At 35.6% G+C, this 18,119-nt stretch carries 17 protein-coding genes, 2 pseudogenes and 1 other annotated feature; of the genes and pseudogenes, 13 read left to right on the top strand and 6 right to left on the bottom strand.

Features of this window, described 5'->3' with window-relative positions:
• Nucleotides 1-37 precede the first annotated feature (37 nt).
• The 5 genes from IC621_RS09400 (at nt 38) to IC621_RS09380 (ending at nt 2,368) form a co-directional block, all read left to right on the top strand.
• Nucleotides 38-376 carry a hypothetical protein gene (locus IC621_RS09400; protein WP_191158039.1) on the top strand — a complete coding sequence of 113 codons (339 nt, stop codon included), beginning with the start codon at nt 38-40 and terminating at the stop codon, nt 374-376.
• Between the two features lie 26 nt (nt 377-402).
• Nucleotides 403-738 (top strand): hypothetical protein, encoded by a 336-nt coding sequence (locus tag IC621_RS09395; RefSeq protein WP_191158038.1) that lies wholly within the window; start codon nt 403-405, stop codon nt 736-738.
• Nucleotides 739-769: 31 nt separating this feature from the next.
• Nucleotides 770-1,105 (top strand): hypothetical protein, encoded by a 336-nt coding sequence (locus IC621_RS09390; protein ID WP_191158037.1) that lies wholly within the window; start codon nt 770-772, stop codon nt 1,103-1,105.
• Nucleotides 1,106-1,138: 33 nt separating this feature from the next.
• Entirely contained in the window at nt 1,139-1,948 is an 810-nt protein-coding gene (locus IC621_RS09385) for a hypothetical protein (protein WP_191158036.1), read from the top strand.
• A gap of 78 nt (nt 1,949-2,026) precedes the next feature.
• Nucleotides 2,027-2,368, top strand: a complete 342-nt coding sequence (locus IC621_RS09380; RefSeq protein WP_191158035.1) for a hypothetical protein — start codon at nt 2,027-2,029, stop codon at nt 2,366-2,368.
• 164 nt (nt 2,369-2,532) lie between these two features.
• On the opposite strand, the gene IC621_RS09375 is transcribed toward IC621_RS09380, so the two are convergent.
• Together IC621_RS09375 and IC621_RS09370 are read right to left on the bottom strand one after the other, a co-directional pair.
• Nucleotides 2,533-3,495, bottom strand: a complete 963-nt coding sequence (locus tag IC621_RS09375; RefSeq protein WP_191158170.1) for a hypothetical protein — start codon at nt 3,493-3,495, stop codon at nt 2,533-2,535.
• A 33-nt stretch (nt 3,496-3,528) separates the two neighbouring features.
• A complete protein-coding gene (locus IC621_RS09370) occupies nt 3,529-4,563 on the bottom strand; it encodes a hypothetical protein (RefSeq protein ID WP_191158034.1) in 1,035 nt (344 codons plus the stop codon).
• A 355-nt stretch (nt 4,564-4,918) separates the two neighbouring features.
• Between IC621_RS09370 and IC621_RS09365 the strand changes: the two genes are divergently transcribed.
• The 3 genes and pseudogenes from IC621_RS09365 to IC621_RS09355 all read left to right on the top strand — a co-directional run.
• Nucleotides 4,919-5,197 carry a DUF2277 domain-containing protein gene (locus IC621_RS09365; RefSeq protein WP_191158161.1) on the top strand — a complete coding sequence of 93 codons (279 nt, stop codon included), beginning with the start codon at nt 4,919-4,921 and terminating at the stop codon, nt 5,195-5,197.
• Between the two features lie 167 nt (nt 5,198-5,364).
• Nucleotides 5,365-5,631 (top strand) — a binding site (T-box leader).
• Nucleotides 5,632-5,694: 63 nt separating this feature from the next.
• Entirely contained in the window at nt 5,695-6,915 is a 1,221-nt protein-coding gene (locus tag IC621_RS09360) for an MFS transporter (protein ID WP_191158033.1), read from the top strand.
• Between the two features lie 205 nt (nt 6,916-7,120).
• A pseudogene (locus IC621_RS09355) lies at nt 7,121-7,684 on the top strand (zinc-binding dehydrogenase); the annotation flags it as partial.
• Between the two features lie 85 nt (nt 7,685-7,769).
• Here IC621_RS09355 and IC621_RS09350 read toward each other — a convergent pair.
• Nucleotides 7,770-8,819, bottom strand: coding sequence for an NAD(P)/FAD-dependent oxidoreductase (locus IC621_RS09350; protein ID WP_191158032.1), 1,050 nt, complete (start codon nt 8,817-8,819; stop codon nt 7,770-7,772).
• A 189-nt stretch (nt 8,820-9,008) separates the two neighbouring features.
• On the opposite strand from IC621_RS09350, the gene IC621_RS09345 reads away from it, so the two are divergent.
• The 4 genes from IC621_RS09345 to IC621_RS09330 all read left to right on the top strand — a co-directional run bounded on the left by IC621_RS09345 (nt 9,009) and on the right by IC621_RS09330 (nt 12,814).
• Entirely contained in the window at nt 9,009-9,854 is an 846-nt protein-coding gene (locus tag IC621_RS09345; RefSeq protein WP_191158031.1) for an ABC transporter ATP-binding protein, read from the top strand.
• Nucleotides 9,805-10,728 (top strand): iron-hydroxamate ABC transporter substrate-binding protein, encoded by a 924-nt coding sequence (locus IC621_RS09340; RefSeq protein ID WP_191158030.1) that lies wholly within the window; start codon nt 9,805-9,807, stop codon nt 10,726-10,728. Before IC621_RS09345 ends, IC621_RS09340 begins: the two co-directional genes overlap by 50 nt.
• A 71-nt stretch (nt 10,729-10,799) precedes the next feature.
• Nucleotides 10,800-11,810: a FecCD family ABC transporter permease gene (locus IC621_RS09335; protein WP_191158029.1), complete on the top strand. Its 1,011-nt coding sequence runs from the start codon at nt 10,800-10,802 to the stop codon at nt 11,808-11,810.
• Nucleotides 11,807-12,814: a FecCD family ABC transporter permease gene (locus IC621_RS09330; RefSeq protein ID WP_191158028.1), complete on the top strand. Its 1,008-nt coding sequence runs from the start codon at nt 11,807-11,809 to the stop codon at nt 12,812-12,814. The genes IC621_RS09335 and IC621_RS09330 overlap by 4 nt, the downstream gene beginning before the upstream one ends.
• A gap of 144 nt (nt 12,815-12,958) precedes the next feature.
• On the opposite strand, the pseudogene IC621_RS09325 reads toward IC621_RS09330, so the two are convergent.
• From IC621_RS09325 to IC621_RS09315, 3 genes and pseudogenes are all read right to left on the bottom strand, one after another.
• Nucleotides 12,959-14,880: pseudogene (locus IC621_RS09325) on the bottom strand (PTS fructose transporter subunit IIABC).
• A gap of 15 nt (nt 14,881-14,895) precedes the next feature.
• The gene (locus tag IC621_RS09320; RefSeq protein ID WP_191158027.1) at nt 14,896-15,774 is read right to left on the bottom strand and encodes a ketose-bisphosphate aldolase; all 879 of its coding nucleotides are present in this window, start codon (nt 15,772-15,774) and stop codon (nt 14,896-14,898) included.
• A gap of 17 nt (nt 15,775-15,791) precedes the next feature.
• Nucleotides 15,792-17,657 (bottom strand): BglG family transcription antiterminator, encoded by a 1,866-nt coding sequence (locus IC621_RS09315; RefSeq protein ID WP_191158026.1) that lies wholly within the window; start codon nt 17,655-17,657, stop codon nt 15,792-15,794.
• 283 nt (nt 17,658-17,940) lie between these two features.
• On the opposite strand from IC621_RS09315, the gene IC621_RS09310 reads away from it, so the two are divergent.
• The gene (locus IC621_RS09310; RefSeq protein ID WP_318153023.1) at nt 17,941-18,027 is read left to right on the top strand and encodes a hypothetical protein; all 87 of its coding nucleotides are present in this window, start codon (nt 17,941-17,943) and stop codon (nt 18,025-18,027) included.
• Nucleotides 18,028-18,119: the final 92 nt, after the last annotated feature.

Below are 18,119 nucleotides of genomic sequence, written 5' to 3'. Positions count from 1 at the left end.
ATACGATAAAAACTCAGATTATTAAGGAAGTAACTATATGATTGAAGTAATTATATATTTCTTAAAAGTTATACTTAACTGCCTGTTAGGTGTTCAATGGGTTTCAGTTTTACTTTTTCTTATAATAGAATGGGCCATTGTTGACTATTATAGGTTAGGATTCATTGAAAAACCTAAATCACTCTTAGATAAAATCGGAAATTTCTTCATGAAATTATTTATGGGTTCTGGTTATTTTTTATATATGAAATTTAGTAAGCAAAAGTGGATCCTTAGGAAGCTTTATATGTTGATTGCTCTTATTTTACAAGGGATTCTTTCTATCATTGTTTATTATATTATCACATTACCATTAGACTTAATTTTTTTACGATAAAAACTCGTATTAAGGAAGTTCTTCAGATGATGGTAGAGATTATCTATTTTTTAGAAATGATGTTTGGTGCCTTATTGGGTATGCAGTGGGCTTCTGTTTTCCTATTCCTCTTTTTAGAGTGGGCTATGGTTGATTTTTATAGGTTAGGAACCTTTGAAAATCCTGAATCCAAAATTGATAAGATTATCAATTTCCTTATGAAATTATTTCTGGGTTCAGGTTTTTTCTTTTATAGTAAATTTAGTAAGCATAAATGGATCATTAGAAAGCTTTATATGTTGATTGCCCTTATTTTACAAGGAATTCTTTCTATCATTGTTTATTATATTATTACTTTGCCTTTAGATTTAATATTCTCTTAAAGATAAAAACCATTCATTAAGGAAGTTTCATATGATAGAAGAGATTATCTATTTTTCAATTATGATATTCGGTTATTTCTTGAGTCTGCAGTGGCTTTCAATATTGATGTTTCTGGCATTCGAATGGATATTTGTTGATTATTTAGGAATTGACATATTTGAAAATCCGGAAACACCTTTTGATAAAGTTGGTATTTTTTTTATGAAGTTATTTTTTGGTTCAGGTATTTTTTTATATCTTAAATTAAAAAAGCGAAAGTGGATCCAAAGGAAGCTTTATATGTTGATAGCTCTTATTTTACAAGGGATTCTGTCCATCATTGTTTACTACATTATTACATTACCACTAGATTTTATTTTCTCGTAAAACAATACATACTTTCCAAAAGGTTGTGACAAAATGAACCACTTACTTACCTGTACAACAGAAGAGCTTGCGCTGATGGTCAGTGTCGCTGGACATCCAAGTATTGCAAAAGGGATTGCCCAGGAAGCGCTTGGCAATAAGTCAGAAATAGAATGGCAGGCAATCATGGAAACAACCGCAAACCAGCTGATTATGAAGCGCCTTTGGGATCAGGATCGGGATTTTAAAGGAGAATCTCCTTTAACAATGGAAATCATTCAATTTATTGAGAAGTATGTTGGATCAAAGCGTATGATTCGCTGCTCGAATGCTCCTCAACATTCAGCATTGATGCTCCATCATTACGAAGATGATGATTGGTTGTTCCATTTAATTGATCGGGACATTGTCCATGAGTTTGCCATCATTTCCTCCTCTGAAATGAAAGAGATTATTAAAGAATATTATGGTATTTCTTTTGAACAATATGGCGGCAAGCAAACTTTTTCATTAACTGATGAAGCATTTGATATGCTAAGTGACCCGAAAAAAGTAAATAAGGTCCTCAAAAACTCTATGTTCACACTACAAGAAAAAAATAGTTTTGAATTGTTTATAGAAGACTTAAAAACATTCGATTGGACATTATTTAACATTTCAAACTTTAGCATTGTCACACTTGAAGATGAATTGTATTTAGAAAACATTCTTTTCTTCTTACCTTCTAAACGCGGAATTTGGATTGCTGAGTATACAGAGGATCCGAAAACTCCGGTACATATCTATTTAGCAGATAATAAAGAATGGGAAGAAATTCTGGGCGGAATAGGCGATTTGGCAGCATACCAAGTTCAAGCTCAATAATGGAAAGGAACCTTGCCAACAGGTGAGGTTCTTTTTGGTGTAGTTCATTTGATATAAAGAAAGAAGGTTTAAATAATAGTGGAAGAAATAGTTTATTTTACTAAAGCTATACTTGCTTGTCTTTTGGGTATTCAGTTGGTATCAGTTTTTCTTTTAATGGTTATAGAATGGTACATGGTTGATTACTATGAATTTGGAACTTTTGAAAATCCAGAATCTATTTTTGATAAAATTCACAATTTCTTTATGCAATTATTTCATGGTTCAGGTTATTTCTTTTATAAAAGGTATAGGAAGAAAATATGGATTTTAAGAAAGCTTTATATGCTCATTGCTCTTATTTTACAAGGGGTTGCTTCTATTATTGTTTTCTATATTCTCACATTACCGCTGGATCTAATTAAACTACTTAGGTTTTAATTTTTCACTCCATAATAAAATATTTTACCGAATTCTATTAAAAACGGAAAGACCTCATCAGGTCTTTCCGTTTTTTGTGAGTATTATAGGCCTATGTTATAACCAGTTTCTGAATCAGTAATTACGTCTAACACTAGATTAAGACCTGTGGATCGCTTTCTTCATCAGCTTCTAGAAAAGTTTGCATGTAAGTTTGTCATTAATCCTAAATCAGCTCCAAGGTTTGTATCTTCATTATTTGAAAGCTTAAGACCAATAGCTGTGTTTGTATTTCCATTTAAGCCTGTTTGATTATTGTCATCATCTTCACTGGATTGTACCCAAAGACCAGCATCAGTGCCAACCATTGTCTCAGAAGCAACTTTTTTATCATCCGTTTCTAAAACCGTTAAAAAATCTCCGTTAAGACCAGTTTCAAAACGGGAAGAATCTTCTGTATTGTCGACCATAGTCCAAGCACCTGCATCTGTCATTCCATTAACCATTACTGCCTCTTCATTTTTTTCTTCTTGTAAACCAAGGTCAAGGTCTGTCATAGATTCTGTACCAAGAGCAGCTTTAGTAGAGTTGTTTTCTTCATTCGTTTCGATTACGCTCCACACTTTGTTTTCTGCTTCAGCATTAACAGAAGCAGTACCTTCCTCATTTTCAAAAGCTGTTCCTAAGTTTATTCCTAGGTTACCTTCTGTTTTTGAAGAGTACATGGCATTTTCCTCGTCTACCACTGTTTCGTTAGAAATTCCTGCTTCATCTTCTGCATTCACAGCAGCTGAACTGTCTTCTACTTCTACTGCAGCTCCGACTTCAGCGCCTATTTCAGCTTCGGTTTTTGAAGAGTACATATTATATTCTTCATCTATCATTGTTTCGTTAGAGACCCCTGCTTCGCCTTTTACTTTCGCTCCAGCCGAGATGTCCTCTCCTTCTGCAATAGCAGCTGTTCCTGCTTGTACGTCAGCTTCTGATGTAGATTTAACAGTATCCTCTGTCTCTTCTACTTCAGTTTGAACACTAGTCTCATTATTTAATAAAGAATCGTTTTCTGCTGCCAAACCTGTTTGGCCTCCAATGAATAAGCTTGCTGCTAAACCACCTGTAATTGTTAATGTTCTGAGTACGTTTTTCATTTTATTTTCTCTCCTTTTAATAAAAGTTTTTATTTACGCTTTTTTTAAAAGAAGAGAACCTTGAGGTGGTTGTGACGGTGGTGCATTCAGCCATTGGTCAAAAAATATTTTATTTTTCCCATTATGGACCGAGTATGTAAGAATTTTATCTTGATAGATTGAATAAACAACACCTAACATTGACATGCTTGAAGAAAATCCATTTAATGTCATTGTAGAAGACGAAGGAACGTTCTGACTCACAGTTATCCCAACCAAGTGATCCTTTGATTCAATTGGAGGACTATTAACAGGAGTTGTATTTTTCTCTATCGCCTTCGGATTCCCATTTCTTTGGCCATCTGATTCAATGGTAAGTATGTTTGTTCTATCCTTTTGAATTTGAACGGGTGTTTTTCCGTCCACTTCATTGTTCACAGTTTCTTCCGCTGACGGCTTTTCTTTTGTAACAGGAGCCTCTTCAATGCCGGGTTTAAAAGATCCTTCTTCACTTTTAACAGGCCTTTTATCATCTACACCACCCGCATCTAGATGAACGGATTTATGATCTTCTACTCTTGCAGCCGCTCCACCTGTTTTAATTTTCACAGAATGGTCTTCAGAAACCTCAACACTAGAATCTCTTGAAACATCAGCTTCTCCTACACCTGCATTTACATTCACAGAAGAGCCTTTAGATGCCTCAACATCTCCAACCTCGGTTTCTACTTTCACATTAGGTTGCTTTGATTCATTTGCCTTTACGGCACCGGCATCCTCTTCCAGAGAAGGTTCTTCAGAAAGGTTGACTTCTACCCGAGGTTTCTCATCTGAAAAAGAATTGGTCACTTTGTCATTTCTTTTGGATAAAGATTCTGTAACAGTTGGAACAACTTTATCGACAGTATTGCTGTTATCTTCTTTCCTGTCATTATCGGTTGATTTTGCTTCTTTTATTTCTTCCATTACAGATTTATCTTTTTCCGCTTTGACCTCCGTAGAGTTTAACAAGCCTCCTTCAGCTGATGCAAATGCAGGAAAACTTAGTATTCCCAAGAATAAAATTGCTTGTAGTACTCGTTTATGCACTTTCGTCCCTCACCTCCCTTCATTTGCATTACTATCAATCACATTTCCTAAGCTAAAATAATATTAACATATTAACATATATTCAATAAGCAATCGTTATAAAAAATAAATTGGATTACTTAAATTGAAAATATTTTAAAAATAATTCTACAAGCGCTAAAAGAAACTACTAAAGCTATACTCACTTGTCTTTTGCGTGTTCGGTGGGTATCAGTTTTTCTTTTCATGGTTATAGAATGATAAGAACAGACAACTATCGACAATCACTCTAGTATCATTCTTTTTTGCTGGTATTGTGAGATGAAAATGTAGTAAGATTGATATAACAAAAAAAGGAAATAAGAAGGTGAAGGATATGTGCCGAAATATAAAGACACTCTATAACTTTGACCCTCCAGCTACTGACGATGAGATACGGGCGGCGTCGCTTCAATTCGTGCGGAAGCTCTCGGGCTTTAACAAACCTTCGAAGGCGAACGAGGCGGCGTTCAATCGCGCCGTCGAGGATGTGGCTGTCGTTGTCAGGGAACTGATGGACTCACTGGTAACCAGCGCTGAGCCTCGCAATCGTGAGGTTGAGATTGAACGTGCTCGAGCTAGAGCTGCGAAGAGATTCGGATTAAGTCAAAATTAGGAAAAGCCTTATAAGTATAATCGCTGCAATATCAACGCATTGAAAAATCGATCCGGATTTCATCGTAGAAGCTCTATCGCAAAGGAAGATTATATAGCTAAAAAATCAATATAATCTTCCAAATTTCCCTTTACATTCCAAAAAACCAAAAGTACAATAAACGAAAATTAAAGGCAATGAAGAGAAGAGTATATGAACTTGATTCTGTACAGAGAACTCCGTTCGCTGAAAAGGAGTAAGAATCAACTCATTGAAGCAAGTCTCTAAGCTGCACATGGGAACCATAAAATTTGCGGGGATCGTGTGACGGGTTCTCCCGTTAAAGAGATAAGGTATAAACATATATAATATGTCGTACTTGATAAGGTTTCTGTGGCAACACAGAAACAAACTGGGGTGGCACCACGATAAAGATTCCAAATCTCGTCCCCAAGACTAACGTCTTGGAGGTGGGATTTTTTTATTTGTTAATAAACATTTAACTGGAGGGAATCTTTATGAAAATAGGAAAATTTGACACATTGAAATATCCACTTTTGCTGTTATCCGGAATTGGCATTTCAAATATCGGTGCTTGGGTATATTTAATTGCCTTGAACCTTACCGTACTAGAGATGACTGGCTCTCCAATGGCAGTGACTGCACTTTATATACTGATCCCTATCGCAGCTTTGTGCACTAACTTTTGGGCAGGCAGTTTGATTGATCGAGCAAATAAAAGACTCCTTATGACTTTTCTTGATATTTTTAGGGCTGTTTGTATTTTTTTACTCCCTTTCCTGCCTTCTATATGGTTTATTTATATTTTTGTCTTCCTTATAAATATGGCTGGTGCTATTTTTGCCACAACCTCGATGACCTATATGACAAAATTAATTCCGAAAAACGATCGTCAACGTTTTAATGCTTTAAGAAGTATTATTGACTCTGGAGGTTTTTTAATTGGTCCTTCTATTGCTGGACTATTGTTTCTAAAAGGAACACCTTTCTTAGCCATTCAATTAAATGCTGTCGCTCTGTTTATATCGGGATTTATTATCATGCTTTTACCTAATGTCGAAAAAAAAGAAAAGGCTGTTACAGGACCAAAGATTTCTTGGAGTTTAATCAAAAAGGACTGGTTGGAGGTTACGAATTTCAGCAAAACATCTTTTTATGTAGCACTTGTATATCTTCTCATAAGTGGTGTTACCGTTTTTATGACGGCAATAGACTCTTTAGAAGCCTCATTTGCTAAAGAAGTTCTTGTCCTATCAGACAGTGCCTATGGCTTCCTTGTCAGTATTGCAGGTGGAGGTATTATTGCAGGCTCCGTGATAAATACTCTTTTTGCAAAGAAATTTGCTGTTCATATGCAAATCAGTATCGGAACAATAGTCACTGCATTTGGATATTTATTGTTTGCTTTTTCAAACAGTTTTTTAATTGCTGCATTAAGTTTTTTCCTGTTATCCTTTGCCATTTCATTTGCAAATATAGGGTTTATTACCTTTTATCAAAACAACGTACCAGTTGAGATAATGGGCCGTTTTGGGAGTTTTTTTGGAATGATAGAAGCGGTTCTTATCATTATTTTTACAACTACCTTTGGAGTGATGGCAGAAATAATATCTATTCGGCCAGTTGTCGTATTAGGTTCATGCTGTCTTTTGTTTCTCGGAATGATTATTTGCGGGTTTGTTTTTCAGAGTTCAAAAAAAAAGTTTTTTCTACACTGACAGTTCGTCAAAAATTTCCAAAAGACATTTAATATAGCTGTATCAAAGTGGAAGCTCCTTAATAAACCCAACAAACTCAAGACGGTCCTGAAAAGAGTAAAAGAGGCATCATATGAGGGGTATGATGCCCGATAACTCCTTAAAAAGAGAAACTTTATAATAATATAGGCCTTTTCACCATCACAGCCTCAACATTTACTATATTGACGTTTTAGTTATAGGTGGCGTAGGTGGAGTAGGTTCTATTGCGATTCAGCTGGCAAAGTTAGCAGGATTAACTGTTATCTCAACAGCTTCCCGCCAAGAATCAATCGATTGGTGTAAAAAACTAGGTTCTGATTACGTGATTAATCATTATAAACCTTTTGTAGAACAATTAGAAGAGATTAACCTGAAAGGTGTTGATTATATCTTTTGTTTAAATAATACGGATCAACACTGGGATACTATCACAACTTCTATTAACCCACAGGGTAAAATTTGTTCAATTGTTGAAACAGAAGAGAAACATGATTTGAATTTACTCAAGAGTAAAAGTGCTGCTTTTGTATGGGAATTTATGTTTACTAGAGCAATGTATCAAACAAAAGACATGCAAGAACAACATAAACTACTTTCTGCCTTGTCAGAATTAATAGACCAGAAAAAATTAGTAACTACCCTAACAGAAGTCCTTACACTCATTAATGCTGATAATCTAAAAAAAGCCCATATAATGGTTGAATCTGGGAAAATGATTGGGAAAGTTGTGGTAGAATACTTCGAATAAGCTGCTAACAATTGTGATTTTCAATTAAAAAGATCTTCAGATTTCTCACCTACCATCAGTGGAGGATGAATCCCCCACTGATGGATCACTTTATCATTTGTTTTATTAATTCTCTGTTACGCTTTTTAAAAACTTCGTTATGGGAAGAAACCATTCCACTTTTATTGGCATCCGGATGGATGAACTTTTTTGCCTTGTTTACAGCGTTTGCAGCATCTTGAAATGCGCCGGCTATTAAATGTAATTTCCCATCGTGCATGAGAATATCGCCAGCTGCATAAAGTCCATCAATGGAAGATTCACTGGCAGCATTCCCTGCAATATAATAATTATCTGCCATTTCGATTTTCAACTGGCTGTTTTGAAGCAATGTTGTATCCCGTTCATACCCATGATTAATAATTACCTCATCAATTGGCAAATACGAGACCTCACCTGTTTCATGATTTGTCAGTTCAACTCGCTCAATGACTTCATGATTAGGACAAGCAATTAGTTTGGTAATTGATGTTTGAAAGTAACAGACAGCAGAACTGTTCAGAAGTTGGGATACCTGTGCTTCATGCCCTGCTAAAGCTTCTTTTCTATATGTTAAATAAACATTTTTTGCGATGGGCTCTAATTCATTTGCCCAATCTATGGCAGTATTTCCACCACCTGAAATGATCACTGTTTTGTTTTTAAAACTTTGTAAGGACTTTACTGTATAATGTAAATTTGACACTTCAAATTTCTCTGCACCTTCTATTTCAAGTTTTTGCGGATTTAAAATTCCACCACCCACAGCTGCAATCACTGTTTTCGAATAATGCTTTTGCCCGGAAGCTGCCTTTAAAACGAAAATCCCTTCTTCATTTCGGGAGATCGAGTCTACTTTCTCATTCAACACTACTTTTGGTTTAAAGGTTAATCCTTGTTCTACTAGCTGCTCAATCAATTTTGATCCGGAAATTGGCGTCAATCCTCCAACATCCCAAATCATCTTCTCTGGATAAACATGTATTTTCCCGCCTAATTGTGGCTGATATTCAATAAGCTTTGTTTTCATTTCTCTAAGACCGCTATAAAAAGTAGAATAAAGCCCTGCAGGTCCTCCTCCAATTACCGTCACATCAAATATTTCTTCCTGTTCCATTTCGGTTCACCCCTATGCTAACTGAAGTAAATGATTATCATTCTCAATTAAATATACACTACTTCTTCCCTTTTGACCACAAAAATACCAGTTGACACCAAAGAAAGATTAAATTATAGTAAATTATGAAATTGATAATCATTATCATTGGTTTGTATCTCCCCATTCTCAAACAAATGGAGGTTTAAAATGACCCGCCTTTATACAAATAACCTAAACATTGGCTATGGAGAACGTTTAATTTTAAAAGATCTTAGTTTAAAAATCCCCGATAATAAAATCACAACAATCATCGGTCCAAATGGCTGTGGGAAATCTACACTATTGAAAGCCATTACTCGTATTATTTCTCTTCAATCTGGATCTGTCATTTTAGATGGTGAAAATATCGCGAGAGAAAACACAAAGATACTTGCTAAAAAAATGGCGATTCTTCCTCAAACACCAGAAAGTGCAAGCGGTTTAACTGTAGGCGAGCTAGTATCCTATGGCCGCTTTCCGTATCAAAAAGGCTTTGGACGCTTAACAAAAAAAGATTATGAAGTGATTGACTGGGCCCTTGAAGTTACAGGCACAATAGACTTTAAGTTTCGACCAGTGGATGCTCTGTCAGGAGGCCAGCGCCAGCGGGTATGGATTGCCATGGCACTTGCACAAGAAACGGATATTATCTTCCTTGATGAACCAACAACCTATTTAGACATGGCACATCAACTGGAAGTTTTAGAGCTTTTGCAGCAGCTGAATATTGAACAGGAACGTACAATCATCATGGTTCTTCATGATTTAAACCAGGCAGCTCGATTTGCTGATTATATTATTGCCTTAAAAGACGGAAACGTAGTAAAGGCTGGGAATTGTGAGGAAGTGATGAATCATAACGTGCTAAAAAAAGTATTTCATATTGATGCTCAAATCGGACGTGATCCCCGAACAAACAAACCAATGTGTATCACATACAATTTATTAAAAGGAGAACATGAACATGAAAAAGCTATTGATCCCCTTTATTCTTCTATTAGTGTTAATTACTAGTGCTTGCAGCAGCGAGTCAACTGGAAAAGCGGATACCTCAGCTTCAGAGGAAAAAAAATCTGAGACAATCACTTACCAATCTGAAAATGGGCCAATCGAAGTTCCTGCCGATCCACAGCGTGTTGTTGTCCTTTCTTCTTTCGCAGGTAACGTCATGGCTTTAGATGTAAATCTTGTTGGTGTAGATTCATGGTCGAAAATGAACCCGCGTTTTGCTGATGAATTAAAGAATGTTGAAGAAGTTTCAGACACAAGCTTAGAAAAAATTATTGAATTAGAACCGGATTTGATTATCGGTTTATCCAATATAAAAAACATCGATAAATTAAAGGAAATTGCTCCAACCGTTACGTATACATACGGAAAAGTAGATTATTTAACTCAACACTTGGAAATTGGCAAACTATTAAATAAAGAAAAGGAAGCACAAACTTGGATAGATGACTTCAAAAAACGTGCACAAACGGCTGGTGAAGACATTAAAGCAAAAATCGGGGAAGACACTACTGTTTCTGTCATTGAAAATTTTGATAAACAGCTTTACGTATTCGGAGACAACTGGGGACGCGGAACAGAAATTCTTTATCAAGAAATGAAACTAAAAATGCCTGAAAAGGTAAAAGAAATGGCTTTAAAGGACGGATACTATGCCCTTTCAACAGAGGTTCTGCCTGAATATGCTGGTGACTATATAATCTTTAGTAAAAACCCTGACATAGACAATTCATTCCAAGAAACAGAAACATACAAAAATATTCCAGCTGTTCAAAATAATCAAGTATTTGAAGTAAATGCAAAAGAATTCTACTTTAATGACCCATTAACGTTAGATTTCCAACTAGACTACTTTATTAAAAGCTTTCTTGGAAAGTAAAACTACAAGAAGGAATTCTTATCTTAAGAGTTCCTTTTCCTTTATTCTATAAAAGAAAAGATGAGAGACTGATGACGAAAGAAAATCAACCTTCGATTCCATTTGTGTTTAAATTTATAATAGGATTGCTTGGGTTTATTGGAATGTTTGTGATTGCTATGGTATTCGGAGCTGCAGATACCTCAGTTAAAGACGTTTGGCAGGCAATTACCTTTAGTGCTTCTAGTGATAAGATTTCGATCATCCAAGAAATTCGCTTGCCGCGTGAAATTGCCGGGATTTTTGTTGGCGCTTCCCTGGCCGTTTCCGGTGCTATTATGCAAGGATTAACGAGAAATCCCCTTGCTGATCCAGGTTTGCTTGGATTAACTGCTGGAGCTAATGCAGCATTGGCAATTACTGTTGCATTTATCCCTTCAACAAATTATTTAGGTATTATGGTTGCTTGCTTTATTGGAGCTGCTGTCGGAGCAATTATGGTTTTCGGCATCGGGTCGATGAAAAAGGGCGGGTTTTCCCCTCTCCGGATTGTATTGGCCGGAGCTGCTGTATCTGCATTCTTATACGCTATCTCAGAAGGTATTGGTATTTATTTTAAAATATCAAAAGATGTATCGATGTGGACTGCCGGTGGAATGATCGGCACTTCATGGAGCCAGCTCCAAGTAATCGTTCCCTTTATGTCAATAGGAATTCTTATTTCTCTTTTCTGCTCCAGACAGCTTACCATTCTTAGTTTAAGCGAGGAAGTTGCAGTTGGATTAGGACAAAAAATAACACGAATAAAAACGATCCTTTTTATTGTCATCATTCTACTCGCAGGCGCTTCTGTTGCACTAGTCGGGAATATGGCTTTTATAGGGTTAATGGTTCCTCATATCGTCCGCTCCATTGTTGGAACGGATTACCGTTTTATCATACCAATGTCGGCAGTAGCAGGAGCGTCTTTTATGCTGTTGGCCGATACACTAGGCAGGACCATCAATTCTCCATATGAAACACCGGTGGCAGCCATTATTGCGTTGATGGGTTTACCTTTCTTCCTGTTCATCGTGCATAAAGGAGGGAAAGCATTCTCATGATTCAACAAGCTTTACTAAAAAAACAGCGCATCATTCTATGTATTTTACTAGCACTTATTACGATTTCAATCATTTTGGGGATGGGAATTGGTTACTCCTCCCTTTCTTATGACAGACTGCTTCCGACCCTTCTCGGTCAAGGATCGTTTAAAGAAGAATTTGTTTTATTTTCGATTCGATTACCGCGGATGATCATTACACTGCTTGCTGGAATGGCACTTGCATTATCTGGTGCTATTTTACAAGGAATAACCAGAAATGATTTGGCCGATCCCGGAATTATAGGAATTAACTCTGGGGCAGGTGTTGCCATTGCTGTTTTCTTTTTATTCTTTCCCATAGAGGCAGGATCTTTTGTTTATTTGCTCCCACTTGTCGCTTTCGCCGGTGCTTTAATAACGGCATGCCTTATATATGTGTTTTCGTACAGCAGAAATGCTGGCCTGCAACCAGTAAAATTAGTACTGGTCGGAATCGGGTTTTCAATGGCGCTTTCAGGGCTGATGATTGTCCTAATCTCATCTGCTGAACGGACAAAAGTTGACTTTATCGTAAAATGGATAGCCGGAAATATTTGGGGTTCAGATTGGCCTTTTATTTGGGCAATCCTTCCATGGCTAGCCATATTCATTCCGTTTACTTTGTACAAAGCAAATCGATTAAACCTCCTTGGCCTAAACGAACCTGTGGCAATCGGCGTTGGAGTAAGAGTCGAAAAAGAACGTATCGTATTAATGTTAACAGCTGTTGCCCTGGCTTCCGCTGCAGTCTCAGTCACAGGTGGAATTACATTTATCGGACTAATGGCCCCCCATATTGCAAAAGCTTTAGTAGGACCAAGAAATCAACTATTCATCCCTATCGCCGTCCTGATTGGCGGATGGCTGCTATTGCTTGCAGACACGGTCGGACGGAATTTAGTTGGGCCTGAAGGAATTCCAGCTGGAATTATGGTTGCATTAATTGGTGCACCTTATTTTATGTATTTGTTATTGAAGAAGTGAGGATGGAAAATGGGACAGTAACTATAAATCCCCTTGAGAATATATTTATTCTTAAGAGGATTTTCAAGGGATCTACCATTAGTTTTGTGAAGGGACTTTTCAGTAGCCCCGTACAGTACCGATGTCATTTTTCACTCGTATAAATTATACTGCTTTAATTGCTACTGTTTTATTTTCTGACTTCCCACTAGTATTACCTTGTGCTCTGTAAACAGGTTTTTTTAATACCCCAATTATACAAGCTGTAATAATTGAACCAATTAAAATACATACAATGTATAGCAATGGACTGCTTGCAGCAATAGGAATTACAAAGATTCCACCATGAGGAGCCTGTAAAGAAATTCCTAATGCCATACAAATCCCTCCACCAATTGCTGAACCAACAATATTTGCTGGAATTATTCTTAATGGATCACTTGCAGCAAAAGGAATTGCTGCTTCAGTAATAAAAGATGCCCCCATAATATAAGCTGCTTTTCCTGCATTGTGTTCTTCAAGTGAGAATTTATTTTAAATAGTGTTGTAGCTAATGCAATCCCTAATGGAGGAACCATCCCTCCAACCATTAGTGCAGCAGATGGTTCGTAAATATGATTTGCAAACATCGCTAAGCCAAATGCTGATGCTGTTTTATTAATAGGGCCGCCCATATCTGATGCCATCATTCCTGCCAAAAGCGCTCCTAATAAAATTGCATTCGAACCAGTTAAACCATTTAACCAACCTTGTAAGGACTCATTAATCCACGCCATCGGACTATTAATTACAAAGTGCATAATAAAGGCTGTTACAAACGTACCCAATAAAGGAAGAATAAGCACCGGTGAAAGACTTTGTAATGAATCTGGAATGCCTTTTAATAATTTTTTCAATCCTAAGATTGTATACCCAGCAATAAAACCTGCAATCATACCACCTAAAAATCCTGAACCACCAAGGGTTGCCATCATACCACCAATCATACCTGGTGCTAAACCTGGACGATCAGCAATACTATACGCAATATATCCTGCTAGTACTGGAACCATTAGTGCGAAGGCAGCGCTCCCCCCTGCTGTACCTAGAAAAGCAGCGAATGCATTATATTCTGAGCTTGCCGGGTCAGAAGCATTAATGCCAAACATAAAGGAGATTGCGATTAATATACCGCCAGCTACAACAAATGGAATCATAAAAGATACCCCATTCATTATATGGCTATATATTTTAGGTTGTTTTAATCGTGTTTTCTCTTTTGCTTCCTTTAACTTGTTGTTCCCCTGATTTAAAACCGTACCTTTTCCAGAAATAGCATCTTCAATTAAATCCTTTGCATGATGTATACCATTTTTAACAGACGTTTTAATAACTTTACGATCACCAAATTCATCCATGTCCACTTTAATATCTGCAGCAACAATTATGCCGTCTGCTTCATTAATATCTTCTTGAGTTAATCTGTTCTGTATACCCGTTGATCCATTGGTTTGAACTTTTATTTGAACACCAAGCTCCTCAGCAGCATTTTTTAAAGCTTCTGCAGCCATAAATGTATGTGCTATTCCAGTAGGGCATCCAGTAACTCCGACCAATTTCTTACCAAAATACTTCTTATCATTCGTATCTACTTGTACCATTTTTTCTTCAGCATTTGCAAATAGCTGGACAACTTCATGACTATCTTTGGCAAGAATAAGCTTAGCTCTAAAGGTTTCATCCATTAGAAAAGTGGAGATTTTAGATAGAGTTTTTAAGTGCTTAGTTGAAGAATCTTTGCCGGCTGCTATCATGAAAAATAAATTACATTTTTCTGAACTATACTTAATTCCACTTAAAGATCTTCCCATAATAATAGCAGGCGATTTGACTCCAGCAGATTTTGCATGTGGAATAGCAATACCAAACCCTACTTCTGTTGGAACCTGATCTTCACGAGCCCAAATATCCTGTTTAAATTGTTTAAGATCATGTAAATAGCCGTTTTTATTTAATTTTTCTGCAAGCTCATTAATTAAGTCCTCTTTCGTTTCAGCAACTAGATCTAATATTATGTTTTCCGCCCTTAAGATACTAGAAGTTTTCATATATGATCCCTCCTCTTAAATTTCTCCTAATTTATAGAGTGATGCTTTTCCAGTTGAACCGAATAGATCCATTTTTTTCTTTACTAATTCAATAGCTGCCTTCGATGCTTCAGGCATTAAGAGATCTGGTTCATATGCATATGGATTTTCATCCAGAGTAACTCTTAATTGGTTATAAAACGCTCTCTTCATATCTGTTGATAAATTAATTTTGGCAATACCATGTTTCACAGCTTCTCTTATTTCCTCATCCGGGTTGTCTGATCCACCGTGAAGAACTAAAGGAATGTTTACTTTTTCATGAATCTTCATCAATCGATCAATTTTAATAGAGTGATCTTTCTTTTTTGGATATAAGCCATGTGAAGTTCCAACAGCAACAGCAAGGGTATCAATTCCTGTTTTTTCAACGAAAATAGCTGCTTCATCAGGATTCGTATATAAAATCTCATCTGCTCCGCCTTCTGAACTACCCTCATTACTTCCAATAGTACCCAGTTCACCTTCTACAGACACACCTACCATATGAGCAAGTTCTACTGCTCTTTTTGTTAATGCAATATTTTCCTCAAATGGTAAATGTGACGCATCCATCATCACAGACGTATAGCCATTTCTAATAGATCGAGTAATATCTTCGATTGTTGCCCCGTGATCTAAATGAATCACAAAAGGAACTTTAGACTTTGACGCCGCCTCTCGTACATATACCACAAATTCATCTGTCACTAAATTAATTTCATTCGGATGAATTTGAAGTATAGCTGGAGATTTTTGCTCCTCTGCAGCACTTACTATAACTTTGACAAATTCGCTATTTGCAACATTAAATGACCCAACTGCAAATTTATTCTCATAAGCTACTTTAAGTAAATCTTTCATATTAACTAACATTTCTATTCCTCCTAATATTATTTGGAAGACCAAACTTCCAAAAACTCATCATAATTTGTTACATTTAATAATTTTTCTGTCATATTTGTTTGCTTAAACACATCATGAATCTCTTCAAAAAAATTTGTATTATTTACCTTTTGATTTTTTGGAGGGATAAATAGAAAGATAATTTGAGCCATTTTATCTCCCCACAATATTTTTTGTTTATTTATTGCCACTAACACTCGTAATTTTTTGTTATTTCCACAATCAAATGGATGCGGCATCGCCACTAAATTTCCAATATTAGTACTCGACATCTTTTCTCTTTCATTAATGCTTGTATACATATGTTGAATATCGCCAAACTTCGTAAGGGCTTTCAATAAATCTTTTTGATTCTCTTCATCTAAGAAATAAAGATCATTCGGAGATAAATAGTATTTAAGTAAGCCACGATTTAATTGAATAGAAATAGTCTTCATATCTTCATTTGTAATCATTTCACTAACACGAATACAATTTTTCACATTTAGGTGCTGCTCTTCAAAGATTTCACTAGTAGTTACTATAGTTTCTATCCCTTCAGGAAGTAAGTGGGTTTCATGATTTGCAAATAAACCATCAATTTTAATATTTGGAAAATATAAATTTATTTTTCTTTCTAACAGCTTACCTACTAACGGATTTTTCCCATAAATAATTGCAATTCTTTTCCTTGTTTCTTGGGAATTTTCGATAATATTCATAATATGTAGTGTCAAGTAACCGATTTCATTTTCTGGTATCTTTATATTTAAGCAAAATTGTAATTCTTTCGCTAAAACCACTGCTATATTATAAGCATTCAAATATTCCGACTTTATTTGAGAAATAAATGGATTCTCTACAGGAAAGTAATATTTTAGTGGATATAATGACTTTGTAATATGTACCAATAATCCATTAAATAACTTTTCATTCTTTCGACTTGAAAAACCATATCGAGTCCAAACTTTTTTTATAACCGATTTTACTTTTTCCTCTATTTCATCAGAGTGTTCATGCTCAATTACTTCATTATTCTTTGGTAATATTTGCAAAGTAATTAACAAGTAGCATAAATACTGATATTCATATTCATTAAACTGTACATTCATTTCCTTAGCTAAACGAATAAGTATTAACTTTGCTATTTTTAATTCTTCAAAGCTAGTATTATCTAACCTCATATCTTTTTCAGCAATTTTTTGATTAAGGCCTGCTCGTTTTATACTAATAATTATGTTCACACATATTGAGAATAGCTCTTGAGAGCTTAGTAATAAATTATACTTAGTGACTTCTTCTTCAATACAAGAATATACTAGTTGAATTGAGGACTGACTAAACCAATCACCAAAATAGTATTGCAGCCCTTCATCAAGCGACATTCTCTTTAAACAATTTGTTGTTACTAATTTTTTTAGTAATAGCCGTTTTTCTACTTCACTTCCCTTAAGCCTTATTCCTTGAAAAATAATTGCTTCAACCTCAATGTTCCGTTTTTCGGCTTGGATTATTTGAAATAATTTTTGTACGTCTTTCCTAATTGTTTGAGTAGAAAAATAAAGCTTTTTTGCCAGTTCATCATAAGTTATAAAATCAGTTTCAGATAAAAGTGTTTTTATTATGTTAAAAGCTCGTTCTTCGTAATCATCTTCATTTTGATGAATAGTTGATAAATCACCAACTAATTTATATCCTTTTTGAGTATTACCAGCTATTATTACTTTATCTAAATAATTTGCATTTATTTCCCTAATGTCATTTCTAATTGTTCTTGTCGTTACATTAAATAGATTAGCGAGTTCGCTTCCACTCACAAATTCATTATCAGATTGTGCTAAATGTTCTAATATTTTAATGTAACGGTTTTTCATCAGTACTTCCTCCTCATATTTATATTAATGTAAGCGTTTCACCTTTACCAAGCCTATACTTTTTCCTAATAGTTAGGAAGTTTTTTAATATTAGGATGAACGTGAATAATGGATTACAGAAGTCCTGGCACATGTCCATCAAGCTAAGTTAAAATTATACCTTTAAAAGGAAAAACGCTATGTTTATCGTAATTATAGGAAGGGAAAAGGGGATCGTTTTTCGAAAATACATGACAATAAAGCTTGTCAGATTTCTGGAGAAGTATCGGATCGAAATGTTTCTTTGGCATACGGTAAAATTGTTTTAAGCCCAAAGGCTGCAGAAACGTTGCTGCAAGAACTAATAATAAGAAAAACCGGGCAAAAATAGACTGCACCCCTTAAAGTAGATGTTGAAAAACCCACAGTTTGGCAATATTGAATTAAGGGGTGATTTTTTATGGCGAAAAAAGGACAGAAGTT

Source organism: Metabacillus arenae (assembly GCF_014773385.1).
Classification (GTDB): domain Bacteria; phylum Bacillota; class Bacilli; order Bacillales; family Bacillaceae; genus Metabacillus_D; species Metabacillus_D arenae.
Note: the sequence above shows the minus strand (reverse complement) of the source record. Positions and strands in the feature narration are given on the sequence as shown.